The sequence below is a fragment of the Gilliamella sp. Imp1-1 genome (assembly GCF_001690415.1).
GTDB lineage: Bacteria > Pseudomonadota > Gammaproteobacteria > Enterobacterales > Orbaceae > Gilliamella > Gilliamella bombi.
This window is the reverse complement of the sequence record NZ_LZHK01000045.1, coordinates 70571-90519: the sequence shown is the minus strand read 5'-3', so window position 1 is coordinate 90519 and position 19949 is coordinate 70571. Positions and strand designations below refer to the sequence as shown.

Annotated in this window: 18 protein-coding genes and 1 pseudogene; 18 read left to right on the top strand and 1 reads right to left on the bottom strand. The window is 33.6% G+C overall.

Features of this window, described 5'->3' with window-relative positions:
- The first annotated feature begins 3 nt into the window (after nt 1-3).
- From apaH to yciH, 12 genes and pseudogenes are all read left to right on the top strand, one after another.
- On the top strand, nt 4-822 hold the full coding sequence (gene apaH / locus A9G38_RS04360) for a bis(5'-nucleosyl)-tetraphosphatase (symmetrical) ApaH (protein WP_034913803.1): 819 nt from the start codon (nt 4-6) through the stop codon (nt 820-822).
- An 11-nt stretch (nt 823-833) separates the two neighbouring features.
- Nucleotides 834-2684 carry a signal peptide peptidase SppA gene (sppA, locus tag A9G38_RS04355; protein ID WP_034913805.1) on the top strand — a complete coding sequence of 617 codons (1851 nt, stop codon included), beginning with the start codon at nt 834-836 and terminating at the stop codon, nt 2682-2684.
- Between the two features lie 594 nt (nt 2685-3278).
- Nucleotides 3279-3467 carry a hypothetical protein gene (locus A9G38_RS04350; RefSeq protein ID WP_065574542.1) on the top strand — a complete coding sequence of 63 codons (189 nt, stop codon included), beginning with the start codon at nt 3279-3281 and terminating at the stop codon, nt 3465-3467.
- Complete coding sequence (locus A9G38_RS04345) at nt 3448-4047, top strand: IS30 family transposase (RefSeq protein WP_081297948.1); 600 nt, start codon at nt 3448-3450, stop codon at nt 4045-4047. Before A9G38_RS04350 ends, A9G38_RS04345 begins: the two co-directional genes overlap by 20 nt.
- 10 nt (nt 4048-4057) lie before the next feature.
- Nucleotides 4058-4336: pseudogene (locus A9G38_RS12775) on the top strand (IS30 family transposase); the annotation flags it as partial.
- Between the two features lie 229 nt (nt 4337-4565).
- The gene (gene tmk, locus A9G38_RS04340) at nt 4566-5207 is read left to right on the top strand and encodes a dTMP kinase (protein ID WP_034910296.1); all 642 of its coding nucleotides are present in this window, start codon (nt 4566-4568) and stop codon (nt 5205-5207) included.
- Nucleotides 5204-6187: a DNA polymerase III subunit delta' gene (gene holB / locus A9G38_RS04335; protein WP_034910293.1), complete on the top strand. Its 984-nt coding sequence runs from the start codon at nt 5204-5206 to the stop codon at nt 6185-6187. The genes tmk and holB overlap by 4 nt, the downstream gene beginning before the upstream one ends.
- Nucleotides 6188-6263: 76 nt before the next feature.
- A complete protein-coding gene (locus tag A9G38_RS04330; RefSeq protein WP_034910291.1) occupies nt 6264-7664 on the top strand; it encodes an MBOAT family O-acyltransferase in 1401 nt (466 codons plus the stop codon).
- Between the two features lie 70 nt (nt 7665-7734).
- The gene (locus tag A9G38_RS04325) at nt 7735-8979 is read left to right on the top strand and encodes an SGNH/GDSL hydrolase family protein (protein WP_162162638.1); all 1245 of its coding nucleotides are present in this window, start codon (nt 7735-7737) and stop codon (nt 8977-8979) included.
- A complete protein-coding gene (locus A9G38_RS04320) occupies nt 8972-10147 on the top strand; it encodes a GDSL-type esterase/lipase family protein (RefSeq protein WP_051634147.1) in 1176 nt (391 codons plus the stop codon). The genes A9G38_RS04325 and A9G38_RS04320 overlap by 8 nt, the downstream gene beginning before the upstream one ends.
- Before the next feature lie 29 nt (nt 10148-10176).
- Nucleotides 10177-10881, top strand: coding sequence for an orotidine-5'-phosphate decarboxylase (pyrF, locus tag A9G38_RS04315; protein WP_034910287.1), 705 nt, complete (start codon nt 10177-10179; stop codon nt 10879-10881).
- Nucleotides 10882-10891: 10 nt separating this feature from the next.
- Entirely contained in the window at nt 10892-11212 is a 321-nt protein-coding gene (yciH, locus tag A9G38_RS04310) for a stress response translation initiation inhibitor YciH (RefSeq protein WP_034910285.1), read from the top strand.
- Nucleotides 11213-11272: 60 nt separating this feature from the next.
- Here yciH and tmaR read toward each other — a convergent pair whose 3' ends face one another.
- A complete protein-coding gene (gene tmaR, locus A9G38_RS04305; protein ID WP_034910282.1) occupies nt 11273-11593 on the bottom strand; it encodes a PTS system regulator TmaR in 321 nt (106 codons plus the stop codon).
- 308 nt (nt 11594-11901) lie between these two features.
- On the opposite strand from tmaR, the gene accD reads away from it, so the two are divergent.
- The 6 genes from accD (at nt 11902) to A9G38_RS04275 (ending at nt 19887) form a co-directional block, all read left to right on the top strand.
- Nucleotides 11902-12792, top strand: a complete 891-nt coding sequence (gene accD / locus A9G38_RS04300; protein WP_034910279.1) for an acetyl-CoA carboxylase, carboxyltransferase subunit beta — start codon at nt 11902-11904, stop codon at nt 12790-12792.
- A gap of 6 nt (nt 12793-12798) precedes the next feature.
- Complete coding sequence (gene folC, locus A9G38_RS04295) at nt 12799-14070, top strand: bifunctional tetrahydrofolate synthase/dihydrofolate synthase (RefSeq protein ID WP_034910335.1); 1272 nt, start codon at nt 12799-12801, stop codon at nt 14068-14070.
- A gap of 12 nt (nt 14071-14082) precedes the next feature.
- On the top strand, nt 14083-14658 hold the full coding sequence (locus A9G38_RS04290) for an SPOR domain-containing protein (protein WP_051634146.1): 576 nt from the start codon (nt 14083-14085) through the stop codon (nt 14656-14658).
- Nucleotides 14659-14726: 68 nt separating this feature from the next.
- Nucleotides 14727-15212, top strand: a complete 486-nt coding sequence (locus A9G38_RS04285) for a CvpA family protein (RefSeq protein ID WP_034910331.1) — start codon at nt 14727-14729, stop codon at nt 15210-15212.
- Between the two features lie 18 nt (nt 15213-15230).
- Nucleotides 15231-16745: an amidophosphoribosyltransferase gene (purF, locus tag A9G38_RS04280; protein WP_034910277.1), complete on the top strand. Its 1515-nt coding sequence runs from the start codon at nt 15231-15233 to the stop codon at nt 16743-16745.
- A 460-nt stretch (nt 16746-17205) separates the two neighbouring features.
- On the top strand, nt 17206-19887 hold the full coding sequence (locus tag A9G38_RS04275) for an inverse autotransporter beta domain-containing protein (protein ID WP_051634145.1): 2682 nt from the start codon (nt 17206-17208) through the stop codon (nt 19885-19887).
- The last annotated feature ends 62 nt before the right edge of the window (nt 19888-19949 follow it).

Below are 19949 nucleotides of genomic sequence, written 5' to 3'. Positions count from 1 at the left end.
AGGATGGCGAACTTACTTATTGGTGATATTCATGGTTGTTATGATGAGTTTATGCGTTTACTTGAAAAAGCAAAATTCTCATCATCGGATATTTTATGGCTAACAGGAGATCTAGTTGCTAGAGGCCCAAAATCATTAGAAGTTCTAAGATTTGTTAAACATAATGCTAACCAAATTCGATTAGTGTTAGGTAATCATGATCTACATTTATTATCAATTTATGCCAATGTTACTCTTTCTAAAAAGAAGGATAATCTTGATGAGATTATTCGTGCACCAGATTTTTGTGAATTAATGGAGTGGCTACGTAGACAGCCATTGGTTCAAATTGATGATTCATTAAAGTTAATTATGACCCATGCTGGCATTTCACCACAATGGGATATCGAAACACTAAAAAAATGTGCTTATGAGCTAAATATTATGTTATCTAGTGATTCCTATATCCTATTCCTTGATAAAATGTATGGTAACTTTCCTGATGAATGGTTTCCTGAACTACAAGGTTTAGATAGGTTGCGTTATATTGCTAATGCATTAACTCGTATGCGTTTTTGTTATGAAGATGGTCGGCTAGATTTTTATTATAAAAAATCACCTGAGAAAGCACCTTCAAAACTTAAACCTTGGTTTTCATTACCAAGCAAAATTCCAAACGAGTATGGAATTGCTTTTGGTCATTGGGCAGCATTAAATGGGAAAGGTACACCAGATAATATTTATGCACTTGATACAGGATGTTGTTGGGGGGGGAAATTAACGTGCTTACGATTTGAAGATAAAAAATACTTTAAAAAGAAAAATATTGAAGTAAAAAATTAGATAAACTATCTATGAAAGGATCATTTATTATGTCTGCTTTATCTGTCATTAAATCAATATGGAAAGTAATTAACTTAATAAGAGAAATATTTCTTAATCTAATATTTCTAATTATTATTATTTTAACCTTTAGCGTCATCGCATTAGTCAAAGAAACACAAAAACAAGAAATTATTCCACAATATGGAACATTGGTATTGGATATTGAAGGAGTAGTTGTTGACAACACATTATACGGTGATGAAATTTATGCTTTACAAAGCAAAATCTACGGTAAAAAAGTAAATACCTCTCGTGAAAATAGTTTATTTGAATTAACTCAAAAAATAGCTCAAGCCACAGCAGATCCAAAGATTACAAGCATGGTTCTTAAATTAGATCATTTTGTTGGTGCTGATGTGAGTTCGCTACAGTATATTGGTAAATATTTAACCAAATTTAGTAAGGCGAATAAACCAATTTATGCTTATGGTTCTAACTTCAATCAAAGCCAATATTATTTAGCCAGCTATGCTGATAAAATATATTTAACACCACTTGGCTCAGTTAATGTATATGGTCTAGCGACCAACAATCTATACTATAAAACTTTGCTTGATAATTTAAAAATTAACACACATGTTTTTAGAGTAGGAACCTACAAATCAGCCATCGAACCATTTATTCGTGATGATATGTCAGAAGAAGCAAAAAGCAATACGACACGTTGGTTAACACTTATGTGGAACAATTATCTTCAAGACATTTCAACACAACGGAAAAAGGCCGATACCCAATTGGTTCCGACTCCAGAGACTATGTTGACCAATTTAAAAGTGGCTAATGGTAATATGGCTCAATATGCTATGTCTAATGGATTGGTCGATGAAATTGCATCTAGCTATCAATTTGAATCTGAGCTTAATCAGCAACATCAAATCAGCATTTATGACTATCAACTTAAGTCAAAAGATACAAATTTAGATAGTGATAATGGAAGCAACAAACCATTAATTGCGGTTGTATTTGTAAATGGTACTATTACCGATGGTGAAAATAGTAGTAATATCGCTGGTAGCCAAGACATTGTTGAACAATTGAGAAAAATCCGTAAAAACTTAAATAAACATAACACACAAGCAATAGTATTACGAGTAAATAGCCCAGGAGGGAGTGTGGATGCGTCAGAAGCAATTCGTAGTGAATTAGAAGCGTTACGTGATTACCAGATTCCTGTAGTTATCTCTATGGGAGGAATGGCTGCATCGGGTGGATACTGGATATCAACCGCATCAGATTACATAGTTGCAAGCCCAAATACAATTACTGGTTCTATCGGTATTTTTGGTATTATTCCAACATTCGAAAAATCTTTATCTCATATTGGTGTTTATAGCGATGGTGTAACTACATCTCCACTAGCAAGTAATAACTTTGCGCAAGATCTACCAACCGAAATGAATCAATTAATTCAATTAAATATTGATAGTGGCTATCAAACATTTATTTCGTTAGTATCAAAAGCACGAAATATGACAACTGAACAAGTCGATAAAATTGGACAAGGACAAGTTTGGCTTGGTTCAGAAGCAAGTAAAATTGGACTTGTTGATAAATTAGGTGACTTTGATGATGCCATTGAAACAGCAGCAACATTAGCTAATTTAACTGATTATGAGATCGACTGGCAAAAGCCAAAGGGAAATTGGTTTAATGCATTTTATTCAAATATGATAGCCATGTTGCCTAAATCAACGGCAGAAATATTTTTTGAACAACTTCCTGAAGCAAAACAACTTAAACAGCATGTTTCTTTATGGAATAAGTTTAATGATCCGCAAAATCGCTATATTTATTGCTTAAATTGTGCTGATGTTCGTTAATATACTTTTGCTTATTATCTGCTACTATTGTGGCAGATAATAATTTTTTTCTCACTCTAATTTATAATTTGTGGGAAAACGTGAGTTGTTTATACTACACGGTTAAAATAATCCTCTAAACTACTTATACTTATAAGTCATATTATTGAAAAGTTGCTTAAAATTTGGTTTTCTCTCTTTCAAATTACTAAATATTTGCTTATTATCTGGTATGTTGATTAAAGGATAAATACGTCTTTTGCCTTCCAATTCATTTGAAGATAAGTTAGTTTAGTATATTTTTGATTGATACGATGATTATTACAAATTTTAACAAATGAGATACTGCGAATTTTCAATTAATCATAAAACAGATATAAAATCTTGAATATTTTTTACAAAAATATAACCTAAAAAATGAATAGTTATGTAAATACCTTATAGTTAGTTCACAACTTAAGTTAAAATTTGTTGCCTGTTTTAGTGTTTTATATCCAATGAGACTCTTGTCAATTAGCCACAAAAAGCGCAAATAATTCCTACAATTAAATATATATCTTATTTATCTTTCGTGTATTTCACTAGCAGGTAGAAGTTTAACTCCTGGATTCAAACATGAAGTGCAATTTTAAACACGGTGGAGTGAAGAAAGTAGAAAGGCGATTTATACTAGCACCTTCGCACCACCACAGTTTGGAGATTGCTATGTATTATAATCACCTTTCTAGGAAGGAAAGATACCAAATTTTCGTATTATTACAAGCCGGAAAGAATATAAAAAGAGATAGCCCAGCTACTCAATAGACATCCTTCGACAATAAGTCGAGAGATAAAAAGAAACTCAAAACCTAATCAAGCCTATCAAGCACATGATGCGGTAACCCTAGCTAGGAAAAGGCGAAAAAACAGCGGTAACGGTAAGCCAATAGAGTCTTCGGTATGGCGCCAAGTTGAAAAATACCTCATGCTTTATTACAGCCCAGAGCAGATTGCTGCACGTTTAAAGAAAGTCAGCGTCCAATCAATCTATAACTATCTTTATCAAAATAAAGCGCGCTATGAACAATTCAAACCTTATCTAAGGCGAAAAGGCAAAGCCTATAGGCATTGTAAGGCACCGAGTATTAAAGAAGGAGACCGCCGTTATAAACGGTCAATTACACAACGTCCAAGTTATGTAGAAAGCCGGAAAACGCGAGGACATTGGGAGGGAGATACGATTATTAGCCGTAAAGACAAGCAAGCATTGGTGACATTAGTTGAACGCAAAACAGGGCTAGTATTAATTGGGCACCTCAATCAACGTACCGCCTCCGAAACGAGAGATATGATAATAAAATTGCTAACGCCGTTTAAAAAAATGGTTAAAAGCATCACCATTTGATAATGGAACCGAATTTAATTATCATCATGCTATTGAGCATTATTTAAACGCCGCCGTGTACTTTGCGGAGCCTTATAAAAGCTGGCAAAGAGGCACAAATGAAAACACCAATGGCTTAATACGTCAGTTTATACCAAAGTCAGCGGCCATTTCATTAGTTGACGACAAACAGATAAAGAAAATACAATATCTATTGAACACAAGCCCAAGAAAACGGCATAAGTTTAAAAGCCCTGCCGATTTTTATTCTAAGGAGTTAAGAAGAATTGCACTTCATTGTGTAATCTAGGACTGTTATTGATAAAAATTAAATAAAATCAATATTCTATATGAATATTTTTTGCTTTTCATCTTATTGCTTCATTAACATCAAAAAAATATTTAAAATTTAATAATGAAGGTATTAATTGTAAAATTGAAAAAAGTATTAATAATTCAAACTAAAATAATCAGTAAAAATAGCGTACAATAGCGCAATATTAAACACAGGCTTATTATAAATAGATTAGGAATTTAGTATGACCGGCAAATTTATTGTCGTCGAAGGGCTTGAAGGGGCAGGTAAGACCACCGCTATTGATATCGTTGCTCGTATTTTAAATCGACACAATATTGGTGATTTGCAGTTTACTCGAGAGCCAGGTGGAACAGCGATTGCTGAAGCATTACGCAATATTATTAAAAATGGTTTAGATAATGAGCTTTTGACTGATAAAGCCGAATTATTGATGTTATATGCCGCACGTATTCAGCTGATCGATAATGTAATTAAACCAGCACTTCATGCAGGTAGATGGGTTATTGGTGATCGTCATGACTTATCAACGCAAGCTTATCAAGGTGGTGGGCGCCAGTTAGATAAAGTTTTTATGATGACATTGAAAGAACAAGTGTTAGGTGATTTTAAACCTGATCTTACTTTATATTTGGATATTGATCCTCAAATAGGATTAATGCGAGCAAGATCTCGAGGTAAACTCGATCGTATCGAGCAACAGTCATTGCCGTTTTTTGAACGAACTCGTCAAAGTTATTTAGAACTTGCTAAACAAGATAAAACCATCATTACAGTTGATGCAGGAAAATCAATCGACAATGTGAATGGGCAAATTGAACAAATTTTAACTGCATGGTTAACTAAACAGGTTGATATTGAATGATCTTAAATGACTATCCTTGGCTTTCGTTGCCGTATCAGCAATTAGCTTCTGGAATTATGCACAAACGAGCTCATCATGCTTTATTAATTAATTATGTCCAAGGTAGTGGTGAAGATGAGTTTGTTTCAAAGATTGCAAGCCGTTTATTATGCCAATCTTCACAACAATTGGAGCCGTGCTTAAACTGCCATAGTTGCCAATTATTTTTGTCTCACCATCATCCTGATTATTATGTAATAACTAATGAACAATCTAAACAGTCAATAGGTATTGATCAAATCCGTAAAATATCAAACAAAGTTTACGAAAAATCTCAGCAAGGTGGAAATAAAGTCATTTGGATAAAAAATGCAGCTTTAATGACCGAAGCTGCCGCCAATGCATTGTTAAAAACGTTAGAAGAACCACCAGAAAACACATATTTTATTTTAAGTGATGAACATAACAGCAAATTGCTTCCAACAATTCATAGTCGCTGTTTTTCTTATTTTTTACCTATTCCTAAATTGGAACAATCCATTGAATGGTTAAAAAGTCAACGCGATCAGCAATACAGCGATAATGAGCTTGCCTCAGCGTTATTATTGAGCGAAAATGCACCTCTAAAAGCACTTGCACTATTGGTACCGGAAAAGTGGCAACAACGAAAAGCATTTTGTGATCATTTATTAGAAGTTGTACCACAAAACAATTATTGGCAATTGGCTAAAACCTTTGATCATGAAGAATTTATTGAAAGAGTTATTTGGTTTTGTGCTTTATTAAGTGATGCGCTTAAAGCGAAGCAAAAAGTGGGGCGTTTTATTGTTAATCGTGATCAAGTCCCATTGGTTCGACTGCTTGCCACTAAAAGCAATGAAAAAATTTCTGAGCTCTATAATTTATGGTTGCAGGCAAGAAATCAGTTATTAACTGTTACTGGATTGAATAAAGAACTGATTGTTTATAATGTACTTGCTCAATCAGAATTGATTAGCTAGCCAAAAGTAAAGTATTTTATAAAGGGTTTCGTCAAAAATTTTCAGTAAAGTATACTGTTAAGTAATAAGGATTGCAGTGAGTTATTTATCTATAGAGTTTGGTTTACTCTTTATCGCTTTCTTTGCCTTGTATTGGGGATGTCACTTATCACCCAAAATACAAAATATTCTACTTTTAGTAGCAAGTTATCTTATTGTTGGCAGTTATAGCTGGCAATTTTCGCTTATCCTTTTTATTTATACTTGTGCAATCTATTTGTTCTCAGTACTGATTGCTACATCTGAACGTCACTCAAAACGGTGGTTAATTTTAGGATTATGCTTATCAATAATTAATCTGGCGTTGTTTAAATATTTTGATTTTTTTCGTTATGAGTTGCAGGATCTGCTTAATTTATTAGATTTACCAGTTTTACTACCTGTTATAACCGTACTAATTCCAATAGGCATCTCATTTTATACTTTCCATTCGGTAAGTTATTTAGTCTCGGTAAAAAAGAAAGAGTTACCCGTTGCTAACTTTTGGGATTTTGCCTTATTTTTGTCTTTTTTTCCAAGTATTATTGCGGGTCCGATTAATCGAGCTAAAGAATTTTTACCTCAAATTAGCATCAGTCAGCCTCGTAAAATTCTAGAACCATTTCGTGCATTTATGCTGCTTATCTTGGCTGTAATCAAGGTTTACTGCTTAGGTGGTTTAATTAATGAATATTGGGTTAAACCAATATTTGCTAACCCGTTAGAATTTAGTGTAATTGATTTACTAGTAGGTCTTTATGCTTATGCAATGCAAATTTATTTAAATTTTTCAGGGTATACTGATTTAGTTACAGGTATTGCCTTATTGCTAGGATTTCGTTTACCAATTAACTTTAATCTCCCTTATTTAGCATTAAATTTGAGAGATTTTTGGTCACGTTGGCATATTAGCTTATCTCGTTGGATTCGCGATTATATTTATATTCCTTTAGGAGGAAGTCGTCGAGGTTTTATTCGGACTCAAATCAATGTTATGTTGGCAATGTTACTATCTGGATTATGGCATGGTGCTGGCATTAATTTTATTATTTGGGGGGCATGTCACGGCATTGGTATTGTGGCTCTTAACATTGGCGATCGTTATTTTGGGCAAGGTTGGATAGCTACACGTTCACCATGGATAGCACGGTTATTAACATGGCATTATGTCTGTTTCACCTGGTTATTTTTTAATAGTGACAGTTTACCTGATGCAGTAGATTATATGACAGCATTAATGCATAACTTCTTGATAGAACCGCATCATGTAGGGGCATTTTTAGTGATTTGTTTCATTTACTTTACCTACCCGATGTGTAAAACTTTTACTGATTGGTTTATTATTCAGTTAACCAAAATACCGCATTTATATTTACCATTAATTTTTATTTTAATTCTGTGGTTGGTTATTTATATTGCACCATCAGGTATGCCAAACTTTATTTACGCTAATTTTTAATTATATTAATTTAATTATGATGATATATAAAAAATCGTTCTCAAAAAATAATAAAAAACCAAAATCTAGTTTGAAACGGCAACGTCATAAATCGCTGAATAAAAATGTAATTAAAAAAAATCTTCACAAAAAAACAAACACACCTCTTGTTTTTACTGGCAGCCCTTTATCAGCTCGTTATATATTAGTTATAATGTCTGTTACCGCTATTGCATTAATTGCGATTTATTATAAATCTATATTGATTTATTGCCAGCAAGCATACCATACTAATTTATTTGATGGTAATACGATTGCTTCTCAAGAAATTTCACCACAAGATTTTGAAAAAAACTATATTGATGAGCAAAATGATCAAGAGCATACAACCACACAAACATCAACTTCACTTACTCAACCGATTGATGTTGCGTTACCCGTTACTGAAAATAAAACATCCAAGTTAGCAACGGATGAGTTTGAAGAGATAAAACAAAATAAAAAAATCGAAGAAGTAGTTACAAACAAAAATTTAAAAAGTGAAGATACTGGTGCGGATTACAATTTAAAAATACATTCTGATACTACTAATCAAAATAAGCCAGAAATAGCATCTGTACTTCAAGATAGGAATAATGAAGTTCATAAGGATATTGAATCAATCCAAGAACCGCTACCGATTGTTCTAACAAGTAATGATAAGGTATTTTTTGCAGGTGACTCTTTAATGCAAGGCGTTGCACCATATGTAAAAAAAATGTTGTTTAAGCAGTATAAAATAGAAAGTATTGATTTGAGCAAACAGAGTACAGGACTTGCTTATCCAAGTGCTTTCGATTGGCCAAAAACAATTAATGATAATCTAATTGCTGATCCTTCAATAAAATTATTGGTCGTTTTTCTTGGTGCTAATGATCCTTGGGATTTTCCTGTTAAAGGTTATGCCAAATACGCTAAATTTAAATCTGAATTATGGGAAGAGCACTACCGTTTGCGTATTGCATCTATTTTAAATAGTGCTATAGAAAATGATGTTCAAGTACTTTGGCTTGCTGCGCCTTGTATGCGTAAACACAAATTAAATAATGGAATGGTTTATCTAAATAATTTATATAAATCTGAAATAGAAAAAACTCAACAACATTTCTTAACAACAAACGAATTATTGGGTTGTACATACGAAAAGTTCAGTAATTTCATAGAAACCGATAAAGCCAAAATTAAAGTAAGAGTTGATGATGGAGTTCATTTTACACCAACTGGTCAAAAAATTTTGGCAAAAGCGATTATGGAACAAATAATTTATAAAGAATTAGAGGATACCTTTAATGATTAAATCTTTAAAGTATATTATAACCGTAATTGCAGTAACAATTGCCGTTGGTTGTAGTGTAGCTGAAAGTAAAACCACCACGGTATCTACTATTGTTGATTTTGGTGATCCTAATGCTAAACAATTTGCAATGCGTTTAAAATCGTTAGAGGATAATAAAAAAACGGATCAAGTGGTCAATATTACTCAATTTGGTGATTCACATTCAGCCGCTGATTTTTTTACTGGTGAGTTAAGAACATTAATGCAACAAAAGTATGGTAATGCTGGTATTGGCTGGATAACGCCTGTAGCTATAAAAGGACAAAGCCATGCAGCTGTTACGTGGAATTCCAAAAATTGGAATGTGCTAAGTAGCCGAACTTTAAGTAACTTGGATTTTCCTATGGGTGGTTTTATCGCTAAACCAAATAAAGATTTTGCCACTATCCGAATTACACCAAGAGGCTCTAATAATAAAGATTGGCAAGTTAAGTTAACCTTTAAAACACTTAAAAATAACACAAATTCATTAGCGCTTTATGATGCTAATAATCATAAAATTAATTTAAGCAATACTCCAAAATCAAATAGTTGGCAAACAGCTTCGGTTGTTTCTAAAATGCCATTGGTTATAAAAGGTCAAAAAGATATAGAGCTTGGTGGAATTTGGTTGACTCGCTATCAACAACCAGGTGTTATTGTTTCATCTATTGCCACTAATGGAGCTAAACAAACAATTTGGCAAAAGTGGGGGAAAGATTGGTTTAAAGAACTGTCTATATCACAAAGTGATTTAATTATTTTAGAATACGGGACAAATGAAAGTTTTGATGGAGCATTAGATGCTAATCAATATCGAAAAAATTTAGTGAATAATATTAGACTGATTCGTAAAACATTACCCAATGCTACGATCTTGATAATGACACCGCCTGATACTATGGCAAATGAAACAAATATGCCTAAGTCTTTTGCAAAGATAATGGATATTCAAAAACAAGTTGCTAAATCTGAAAAAACATTATTTTGGGATTGGCAAGTGGCAATGGGGGGAAAGTATTCTATTAAGCAGTGGCGAAAACGGGGGTTAGCACGCCCAGATTTAGTGCATCAAACTTTACGAGGTTATAAAGAAAGCGCTCGTATTTTTTATGCTGATTTGAATGAATTTGTTAGAAAGAATAGCTAAGAATTTTGATTAGAAGGAATAAATAAGTTATGGCATCACCAATTATTGTTGCAGTTGATTTTCCAGATGTTAAATCGGCATGGAATTTTATTGATCGTGTAGATCCAAAAGATTGTCGCATTAAAATTGGTAAAGAGCTTTTTACACATGCAGGACCTGACTTTATCAAGCAAATTATGAAAAAAGGTTTTGATGTTTTTTTAGATCTTAAATTCCATGATATTCCAAATACTGTCGCAAAAGCAATTGCTGCAACTGCTGACCTTGGTGTTTGGATGACCAATGTTCATGCTAGTGGTGGCTCACGCATGATGACAGCTGCTAAAGATGCGCTTTATTCATATGGTAAAGATGCCCCTATTTTGATTGCGGTAACAGTATTAACTAGCATGGAGTTAGCTGATCTACAAGAAATTGGTATTAACGTATCACCTTTAGAGCAAGCAACCAGATTAGCAATACTTGCTAAAAACTGCGGGCTTGATGGTGTAGTATGTTCAGCAAAAGAAGTACAAAGTTTTAAAACTCGTTTGGGCAGTGATTTTAAATTGGTGACACCAGGTATTAGACCAGTGGGTACTAATTCTGATGACCAAAGGCGTATTATGACGCCTCAGCGAGCTCAAGCTGCAGGTTCTGATTATTTAGTCATTGGACGCCCAATTACCCAAGCAGAAGATCCTGCTAAAGCTTTACAAACAATTTTAGCAACACTAGATACAAGTAAGAGTTAATAATATTATTATGTCTGATAATCCACTTGTTTACTCGACCGATAAAGGTCGAATTAAACCGACCCAAACACTTATCTCACGCCCTAAGGGGGATGGTATTATTCGAATTCAACGACAAACATCAGGCCGTAAAGGTAAAGGTGTTTGTGTTATTACTGGATTTGATATCGATCATACTCAATTATTACAGTTAGCGGCAGAATTAAAAAAACGTTGTGGTTGTGGGGGAGCAGTTAAAGATGGTGTTATTGAAATACAAGGTGATAAACGTGATTTATTAAAGTCATTGCTAGAAGATAAAGGATTTAAAGTAAAGCTAGCAGGTGGCTGATTTAGTTTATAAAATTAGCGCCCACAATAAAAATGGACGCTAATTACAGCACAATAAATTTTAATTAGAACGATAACTACGCATTTTTTTACTGATCTCTCGACGTTCTTTTGAAATTTCAGCATTTTTAATAATGTAATCATCAACACGATCATCGTAATCGCTTTTCATGTTCGCAATAATCGCTTGAAGTTCTTCATAAGTCATATCTGGTTTAATATATTCGCTCAAGTTTTCAAGTAGTAGTACTCTTTTTTGGTTGTCACGAATTTTCTTCTCGTTATCTGATATTTCACGTTTTAATTTATTTAAACGGCGTGATAAACGAATGTATTCTAATACATCTTGAAACGATGGTGCGGTTGATTTTTCCTTGTCCATCTATAACCCCTTATCTCAAAAAATGGAAAATAAACTTCTACCAATTATATACCAATAATTTTTTAAGATCATATTAATTATATTTTTAAACAAAATGATATTTCAGTAGATTAGTTATCTGTTGAGTGTTAGCTATTTTAAATTCGATTTTAAGCAAATTTTATTTCTAAATCTTCATCAAAATATTGTTTTATTTTATAAAGTTAGTTGTGAAATAACATAAAAATAAAAACAGCTATTAAGAATTAGTGCAAAGTATTGTACAATATCTTCAAATTTGTAAAAAGTGCCAGAATGAGAGAATCATAATGAGCTGGATTGAAAAAATTCTTAGTAAAAATAATATATCGTCAGATCATAAAAAGGCGAATATTCCTGGTGGCGTTTGGACAAAATGCACTAACTGTGAGCAAGTCATTTATCAAGCTGAACTTGATCTTAATTTAGAGGTCTGTCCAAAATGCGACCACCATATGCATATCCCTGCCCGAGTGCGTTTATACCGTTTTTTAGACGAAGGTTCGGATATTGAAATTGGTGCAGATCTTATGCCTAAAGATATCTTAAAATTTAAAGATACAAAAAAATATAAAGATCGATTAACAGCAGCTCAAAAAGAAACTCACGAAAAAGAAGCAATGGTTGTCATGAAGGGAACATTGCTTGGTGTACCAGTAGTTGTTGCCTGTTTTGAATTTGCGTTCATTGGTGGTTCAATGTCTTCTGTTGTTGGTGCATTATTCACTCGCGCAGCAGAGCAAGCCATTGAGGATAAATGTCCTTTAATTTGCTTTTCAACAAGTGGTGGTGCTCGAATGCAAGAGGCGCTATTTTCATTAATGCAAATGGCAAAAACGAGCGCTATTCTTGCTAAAATGCAAGATGAAGGTTTACCATATATTTCAGTAATGACCGACCCTACCATGGGAGGTGTATCGGCAAGTCTGGCAATGTTGGGTGACATTAATATTGCTGAACCTAAAGCATTAATTGGTTTTGCCGGTCCAAGAGTGATTCAACAAACTGTTCGTGAAACATTACCAGAAGGGTTTCAACGTAGTGAATTTTTACTTGAAAAAGGGGCAATTGATATGATCATTCATCGCAAAGATATGCGTTCTAAAATTGCCAGTTTAATAACAAAATTAATGAAACTACCAGATCCGTTTAATGAAGTTATTCTTAACGAGACAGTTTAATTGAGTATGACAAATAACCAACTGAATGCCATGTCAGATCTAAAGACATGGCTTTATTATTTAGAACAACTACATCCTATAACCATTGATTTAGGTTTAGAACGAGTAAAAGCTGTAGCTCAGCGCCTAGATTTATTACAACCAGCGCCTTATATTTTTACCGTTGCTGGCACTAATGGCAAAGGAACAACTTGTCGAACGCTTGAAATGATATTACTTGAAGCGAATTTAAAAGTTGGTGTTTATAGCTCTCCCCATTTATTACGTTTTACTGAACGGGTACGTATCAATAATCAAGAATCAAGTGAACAACAAACAGTAAAAGCCTTTGTAGAAATAGAACAAGCCAGAGGTGATATATCGCTTACCTATTTTGAATATGCAACACTTGCTGCACTTTATCAATTTAAACAAGCAAAATTAGATGTAGTTATATTAGAAGTTGGTCTTGGTGGAAGGCTTGATGCAACCAATATTGTTGATGCTGACGTGGCAATTATTACCACTATTGGTATTGATCATGTTGATTATTTAGGTGATACCCGTGAAAGTATCGGACGTGAAAAAGCAGGTATTTTTAAACCTAAAAGTATAGCTATTGTTGGTGAGCCAGATGTGCCAGAATCTATCTTAAATGTGGCAAAAGCTGTGAATTGCTCTATCTATAGAGTGAATAGTGATTGGTATTATCAACAACTTAACAAAGATTCATGGACTTTTGAGTCAAAATTTAAACAGTATAAAAATTTACCTATTGCCAATGTTCCTTTAGCTAATGCAGCAACTGCAATTGCAGCTATAAGTTATTCATCACTTAAAATAACACAAAATGAAATAACTAAAGGATTGGCAAAATCGAACTTAATTGGACGTTTTCAAATTATTCAAACATCACCACTGGTTATCCTTGATGTAGCACATAACCCACATGCAGCAGCTTATTTAACACAACAATTAGAAAAACTAAAAGCAGAATATTTGCAAGTAGGCAAAGTTAGATTTGTTGTTGGTATGCTCAAGGATAAAGATATTAAAAGTACCTTATCCATCTTAAAAGGTGATAGATGGTATTGTGCTTCGCTTTATGGTGAACGAGGTTGTAGTGCTGAAGTATTAAAACAGCACTTATTTAATGAAGGTGAGTTTAATGTATCAGCATTTGATACTGTATCTAAGGCCTATCAAAAAGCAATGCAAGATGCTAAAGAAGATGATATCATCGTGGTATGTGGCTCATTTCATACTGTATCGGATGTGTTAACTGAAATTGAGCATTAAGTGGAATTAGTCATGGCAGACAATCAAGAAAATAATCCCAATAGAGTAAGAAATTGCCTTGTAGGTTTTGCTACATTATTACTTATTATTGCAGCAATAACCCCGTGGATTATAACGGATAAATCTAACTTACGAACGACAACAACCCCAATTTTGCAACCTGAAGTGGTTACGCAGCAAAATCAAGTGGTTGTACCATCTGATGATACTGATGACAATTTTACCCATAATATATCAGATGTTCCTTACCTATCTGGCTCAGATCAAGATCTAAATTCATCGGCTTCATCTGATATTGTTGATGATACTGACGATTCAACAAATATAATTAAACCTTCAATGTCACAGCAAGAATCTAAACCTTATATGATCCAACTTATTGCGTTAAAAAATAAACAAAAAATAGAAGAGTTAATTGCATTATTACGATTAAATAATTACAGCGTTAGAACAATACCTGATAACCCAGAACCTAATCAGTTAATTAAGTTACAGGTTGGCCCTTATGCTAAAAAAGAGCAAGCTGAACAAGTCATTATTAATTTAAATAACCTAACAAAATTAGAAGGTATTATTATTACTAATTGACCGTTGTGCTACTTGTTTTTAAGTTGTAAAGAATAATTATTATTAATAAAAAGTTGTGAGTTATTATGATGAACTGGGCTGATTTTACGATTATTGGTGTAATTGCTTTTTCTGCATTAATTAGCGTTGTTCGAGGTTTTGTTCGAGAAGCGTTATCATTAGTTAGCTGGATATTAGCTTTTTTTATTTCCAGCCAATTTTATATTTATATTACTGATTATTTAACTTATTTTGATAGTGATGTTATACGTATTGCTGTAGCAATTGTTATTTTATTTATTGCTACCTTATTGGTTTGTTCGATTGTGACTTATGTTATTGGACAATTATTAAAAAAAACGGGATTATCTGGTACTGATCGTTTATTAGGTATCTGTTTTGGTGTATTACGAGGCGTTTTAGTTGTTGCAGCTATTCTTTTTTTAGTTGATACTTTTACGCCGTTATCACAATCACCTTACTGGATTCAATCTCAGCTAATTCCGCATTTTAGTTTTATTATTCGCTGGTTTTTTGATTTTATACAACAGTCTTCTTCGTTTTTAGTACAATAAATTTGGGGTAACCATAGTATGTGTGGTGTTGTTGGTATTGTTGGGAATAGTTCTGTTAATCAATCTATTTATGATGCATTGACTGTTTTGCAACATCGAGGGCAAGATGCAGCAGGTATTGTGACTATCGATAATCAAAATCGATTTCGTTTGCGCAAAGCGAATGGTTTAGTCAAAGATGTGTTTCAAGAGCATCATATGCAACGGTTGCAAGGTAATTTGGGCATAGGGCATATTCGTTATCCTACCGCAGGTAGCTCAAGCCCATCCGAAGCGCAACCATTTTATGTCAATTCACCATATGGTATTGCACTAGCTCATAATGGAAATTTAACCAATACTGATCAGTTGCGTGACAAAGTATTTGAACTAGCAAAGCGTCATATTAATACCAATTCCGACTCAGAGGTGCTACTCAATATTCTTGCTAATGAACTTGACAAGTTTCCCACCTATCCACTAACTGCCGACAATATTTTTACAGCAATACATAATGTTCATAACATAATTAAAGGCGCATATGCCTGTGTTGCAATGATTATTGGGCATGGTCTTGTTGCTTTTCGTGATCCTTATGGAATACGGCCATTAGTTATTGGTAAACGGGTACTTGAGAATCAGAAAATTGAGTACATGGTTGCCTCTGAAAGTGTAGCATTAGATATTCTCGATTTTGAGTTTATACGTGATGTCGAACCAGGTGAGGCAATTTATATTACTCAAGATGGACAATTATATTCTCAGCAATGTTCGGATAACCCTCAATATTATCCATGTATTTTTGAATATGTTTATTTTGCAAGACCTGATTCTTTAATGAATGGTGTCTCAGTTTATCAATCACGTATTCAAATGGGGCTAAAATTGGGGGCTAAAATAGCAAGAGAATGGAAAGATGTTGATATTGATGTAGTCATCCCTATTCCCGAAACATCTTGTGATGCCGCTCTTGAAATTGCACGTATTTTAAATAAACCTTACCGGCAAGGGTTTGTTAAAAATCGCTATGTTGGACGCACCTTTATTATGCCAGGGCAAAGCGCACGTAAATTGTCTGTAAGACGAAAACTCAATGCTAATCGTATTGAATTTGAAGGTAAAAATGTCTTATTAGTTGATGATTCGATTGTGCGAGGAACAACCTCAAAAGAAATTCTCGAAATGGTGCGTTCTGTTGGAGCTAAAAAAGTCTATTTGGCGTCTGCTGCGCCAGAAATCAGGCATCCAAATGTTTATGGGATAGATATGCCAGTTGCCCGTGAACTTATTGCTTATAACCGAACAGTTGATGAAATAGCAAAAAATATTGGTGCTGATAAGGTTATATTTCAGGATTTATCCGATTTAATTAATTCAATTATAGAACAAAACTCCAACATTCATCATTTAGAGTGTTCTGTTTTTGATGGAAAATATGTTACTGAAGGAATTGATGATAGCTATTTGTCATTATTAGAACAGAAAAGAAATGAAACTAAAAAATCTTCAGACATTAAAGAATCAGAAAACCTAGAGATTTATAATGAAGGTTAATAAATTGTGAAAATATAAAATACAATATAAAGGCCTAAATTATCAATTAGGTCTTTTTTTTATTTAGAGAATAATTTTATAATTTATTTAGCTAGTTACCTACAATAAATTCTTTAATATCAAAAGAAATAGCAATTCCTCACTACTAAACTAGATCTACATCCACTATTAAATTTACAAAACTTTACAAATCTTAATAAATCTTTACTTAATAAATTGAATAATAATGATAAATAAAAAATATATAAAAAACTCAACAAAAAACATAACAAAAAAGTAATAAATTATTTTGATAAATGACATTTTTGTAATAGAATTGCAACTATTAAAAAATAGTTGTAAAAATCTAAATAGTAAAAGTTAATAAGAAATAATTATATTGCTATTTAAAATTAGAAATTGATATTGGCAATAGATTTCATATTATGCGCTTTATCGGTGAAATATAAGGAATATTAAGATGAGAAAGAATCTTAATTTAACGGTTATCTCTGCATTTGTAATAGCTACATTAGGATGGCAATCTGCTTTTGCTTCTGAAGCTCAAGTATCGCAAGGTCCTATAGATAGTAATAAAATAATTGAGTTAAAAGATGGTACGAAAGCTCGTGAGATGCTTAACAATCAGCAACGTAGTCTTTATCAAATTGCACTTTTAAGTAGTATCTCTATTTCAGAATTACGTGCAATGAATGCGGGGCGTTTTGATAAAAAAGATGTTGTTGAGATTGGTGAGCGTATCGTTCTGCCTGAGAATTCACCATTGTTACCTGCAATTAAATTAAACGATGATAAAAAAGATGAACACGCCAATTTGCCTCAATTAGGATCAGATGATAATTACGATGTAAAAAAGGATAAAGACGCACTATCAACTCAAATAGCTTCAACATTACAAACTTTAGCTAGCCAAGACTGGAAACAAATAACTTCGCCAGACAATGGTGGTCTATCCCAACATTTAAAAAACAAGGGTAAAGATTACGCAGAAAGTTATGTACGAAATGGGGTTAAAAACCAAGTTGTTGATCCAGTACGTAATGCTGTACAGGATTTTTTAGGTCGTTTTGGTACTGCTCAATTACAATTTGATTTAAGTGATAAAGGCGAATTTAACAATGTCAATTTGAAGTTATTTAGCCCATGGTATGACACAGAAGATACATTAATATTTAGCCAAATATCATTTCAGGAATATGAACACAACCGTCGAATAGGTAACTTTGGTATTGGTCAGCGTTGGGATGTTGCTGATAAAAAATGGTTACTTGGTTATAACGTATTTTTTGACCATGATTTCCAGCGTGCACACAATCGTTTAGGTATTGGTGCCGAAGCTTGGACTGATTATATGAAATTTGCTGCTAACTATTATCATCCATTATCAGACTGGAAAGATTCTAAAGATTTTGATGATTATTTAGAACGAGCAGCAAGAGGCTTTGATGTTCGATTCCAAGGATATTTACCACAATATCCACATTTGGGCGGATCACTCATGTATGAACAATACTATGGTGATAAAGTTGCTTTATTTGGTAAAGATAATTTACAAAAAGACCCGCGAGCAATTACTGTCGGTCTTGATTATACACCAGTTCCACTTTTCACTATTAAGGCTGAGCATAAACGAGGTCAAGACAATAAAAAGGCAACTAAAGCTGAACTTACAATGAACTATCGTATAGGTACACCGTTAAAAGATCAGTTAGATCCAGATATGGTTCAATCTGCTCGTTCCTTAAAAGGTAGTCGTTATGATTTAGTTGATCGTAATAACTATATCGTTCTTGAATATAAAGAAAAGAAAATATCGGTCGATTTAGGGCTTGAGCAAACTCAGTTAATTGAAGGACAAGCCTATCCGCTAACTATCAGTGTTCACAATGCTAAGAACTTATCAAGTTTAGTATGGTCTGGTGATATGCTTGAAATTGACGCTGGAGGTGGTTTTCTATGTATTGCTACAGGTGAATGTACCGCTTCTTCATGGCTCAATCCACCAGCCGATGTAAATAATTGGCAAATTGTTGCTCCTAGTTATATTGATCAAAATGGTCAGCGTCGCCCAGTTAGTACAAATGGCAAATATTCTTTATCAGTATCAGTCACTGATAGCCGAGGAAAATCTGCAACATCTAATGCTGTAAGTTTTGAAGTATTACCCGACCCAGCAATGCGTAAAATTGGTGTATGGGCAATTGATAAAGGTGGAAATAAAACAGCAATGGCGATGAATCCAGCCGATGGTGTAAGTACAGTCACAGTGTTGGCGACGTTGGTTAAACCTAAGGTTCCGAATGGTTCAATTGCATCAGGGCAAGATGTAGATGGTTTTAGTGACGAAGAACTTATGGAACGTATACCAAATACTTTTGAATCAGTACTAAAAGGTTGGACAGCAACAAGTAATGGTAAAAAATTAACACTGATTAATGGTACATCCGGAAATGTTACGGCTTGTCCTGCTCAAGAAGCATGCGTTATTGTAAAGTCTTTTGAAAAAGTCAAAAAAGGACAAAAAGTATCAGCTAAGGCCTCGACTGCTGCTGGTGTTGAAGTGATTGGCGATAGTTATACTTTAGATGTTGCCTCAAATGTTGAGGGTATTGTTGATTTTTCTATCGAGATTGAGCAGTTTGGCTCCTCATTTAACAAAGCGTCTGTAGATTTTTCTGGCGGTAAAGCTGGATTATTAGAAGTTTATCGTGAGGATGGTACATTAGTTGCTCAACAAAACGGTCATTTACTTGTATTTGATCCTCAAGGACCAAAAGAGTGGAAAGTCAATAACGAATATTATGTTAAAGCTTATGCTTCTGATGGCATAACGGAAATTGTGGAGCCTTTCGTTATCTGGTCATTGGTTGGTTCGAATGAGAAGGCATGTCCAGGTCAAGCTGCAACAGCTGAGTTGCCGGACTCATTATCAAATGCCAATGGTCCATGGTTTAATGTTGCCATGGGAAAAAATGTACACTATAAAATAAAGAGTTTAAAAACAAATAGTTATGCTTCATTGGGCAAAAGTATTGATAAGGTTGCTGGAGCACCAACGCATTTAAATTTAGAACCAATGAATGTATCGCAGCTAGCATGCGCAGGAGATCAAGGATTTAAACTACAAGTAGTTGTTAACTAATAGTGATTAAAAGGCTAGTAGAGTAATAGATTTTAGGCTAGCGAATGAATTCGGTAGCCTAT

Excerpts from the sequence above, each read along its gene's own strand:
- apaH (WP_034913803.1), top strand. The coding sequence starts at position 4 with ATGGCGAACTTACTTATTGGTGATATTCATGGTTGTTATGATGAGTTT.
- sppA (WP_034913805.1), top strand. The coding sequence starts at position 834 with ATGAAAGGATCATTTATTATGTCTGCTTTATCTGTCATTAAATCAATA.
- A9G38_RS04350 (WP_065574542.1), top strand. The coding sequence starts at position 3,279 with ATGAAGTGCAATTTTAAACACGGTGGAGTGAAGAAAGTAGAAAGGCGA.
- tmk (WP_034910296.1), top strand. The coding sequence starts at position 4,566 with ATGACCGGCAAATTTATTGTCGTCGAAGGGCTTGAAGGGGCAGGTAAG.
- holB (WP_034910293.1), top strand. The coding sequence starts at position 5,204 with ATGATCTTAAATGACTATCCTTGGCTTTCGTTGCCGTATCAGCAATTA.
- A9G38_RS04320 (WP_051634147.1), top strand. The coding sequence starts at position 8,972 with ATGATTAAATCTTTAAAGTATATTATAACCGTAATTGCAGTAACAATT.
- pyrF (WP_034910287.1), top strand. The coding sequence starts at position 10,177 with ATGGCATCACCAATTATTGTTGCAGTTGATTTTCCAGATGTTAAATCG.
- yciH (WP_034910285.1), top strand. The coding sequence starts at position 10,892 with ATGTCTGATAATCCACTTGTTTACTCGACCGATAAAGGTCGAATTAAA.
- tmaR (WP_034910282.1), bottom strand. The coding sequence starts at position 11,593 with ATGGACAAGGAAAAATCAACCGCACCATCGTTTCAAGATGTATTAGAA.
- accD (WP_034910279.1), top strand. The coding sequence starts at position 11,902 with ATGAGCTGGATTGAAAAAATTCTTAGTAAAAATAATATATCGTCAGAT.
- folC (WP_034910335.1), top strand. The coding sequence starts at position 12,799 with ATGACAAATAACCAACTGAATGCCATGTCAGATCTAAAGACATGGCTT.
- A9G38_RS04290 (WP_051634146.1), top strand. The coding sequence starts at position 14,083 with ATGGCAGACAATCAAGAAAATAATCCCAATAGAGTAAGAAATTGCCTT.
- A9G38_RS04285 (WP_034910331.1), top strand. The coding sequence starts at position 14,727 with ATGAACTGGGCTGATTTTACGATTATTGGTGTAATTGCTTTTTCTGCA.
- purF (WP_034910277.1), top strand. The coding sequence starts at position 15,231 with ATGTGTGGTGTTGTTGGTATTGTTGGGAATAGTTCTGTTAATCAATCT.
- A9G38_RS04275 (WP_051634145.1), top strand. The coding sequence starts at position 17,206 with ATGAGAAAGAATCTTAATTTAACGGTTATCTCTGCATTTGTAATAGCT.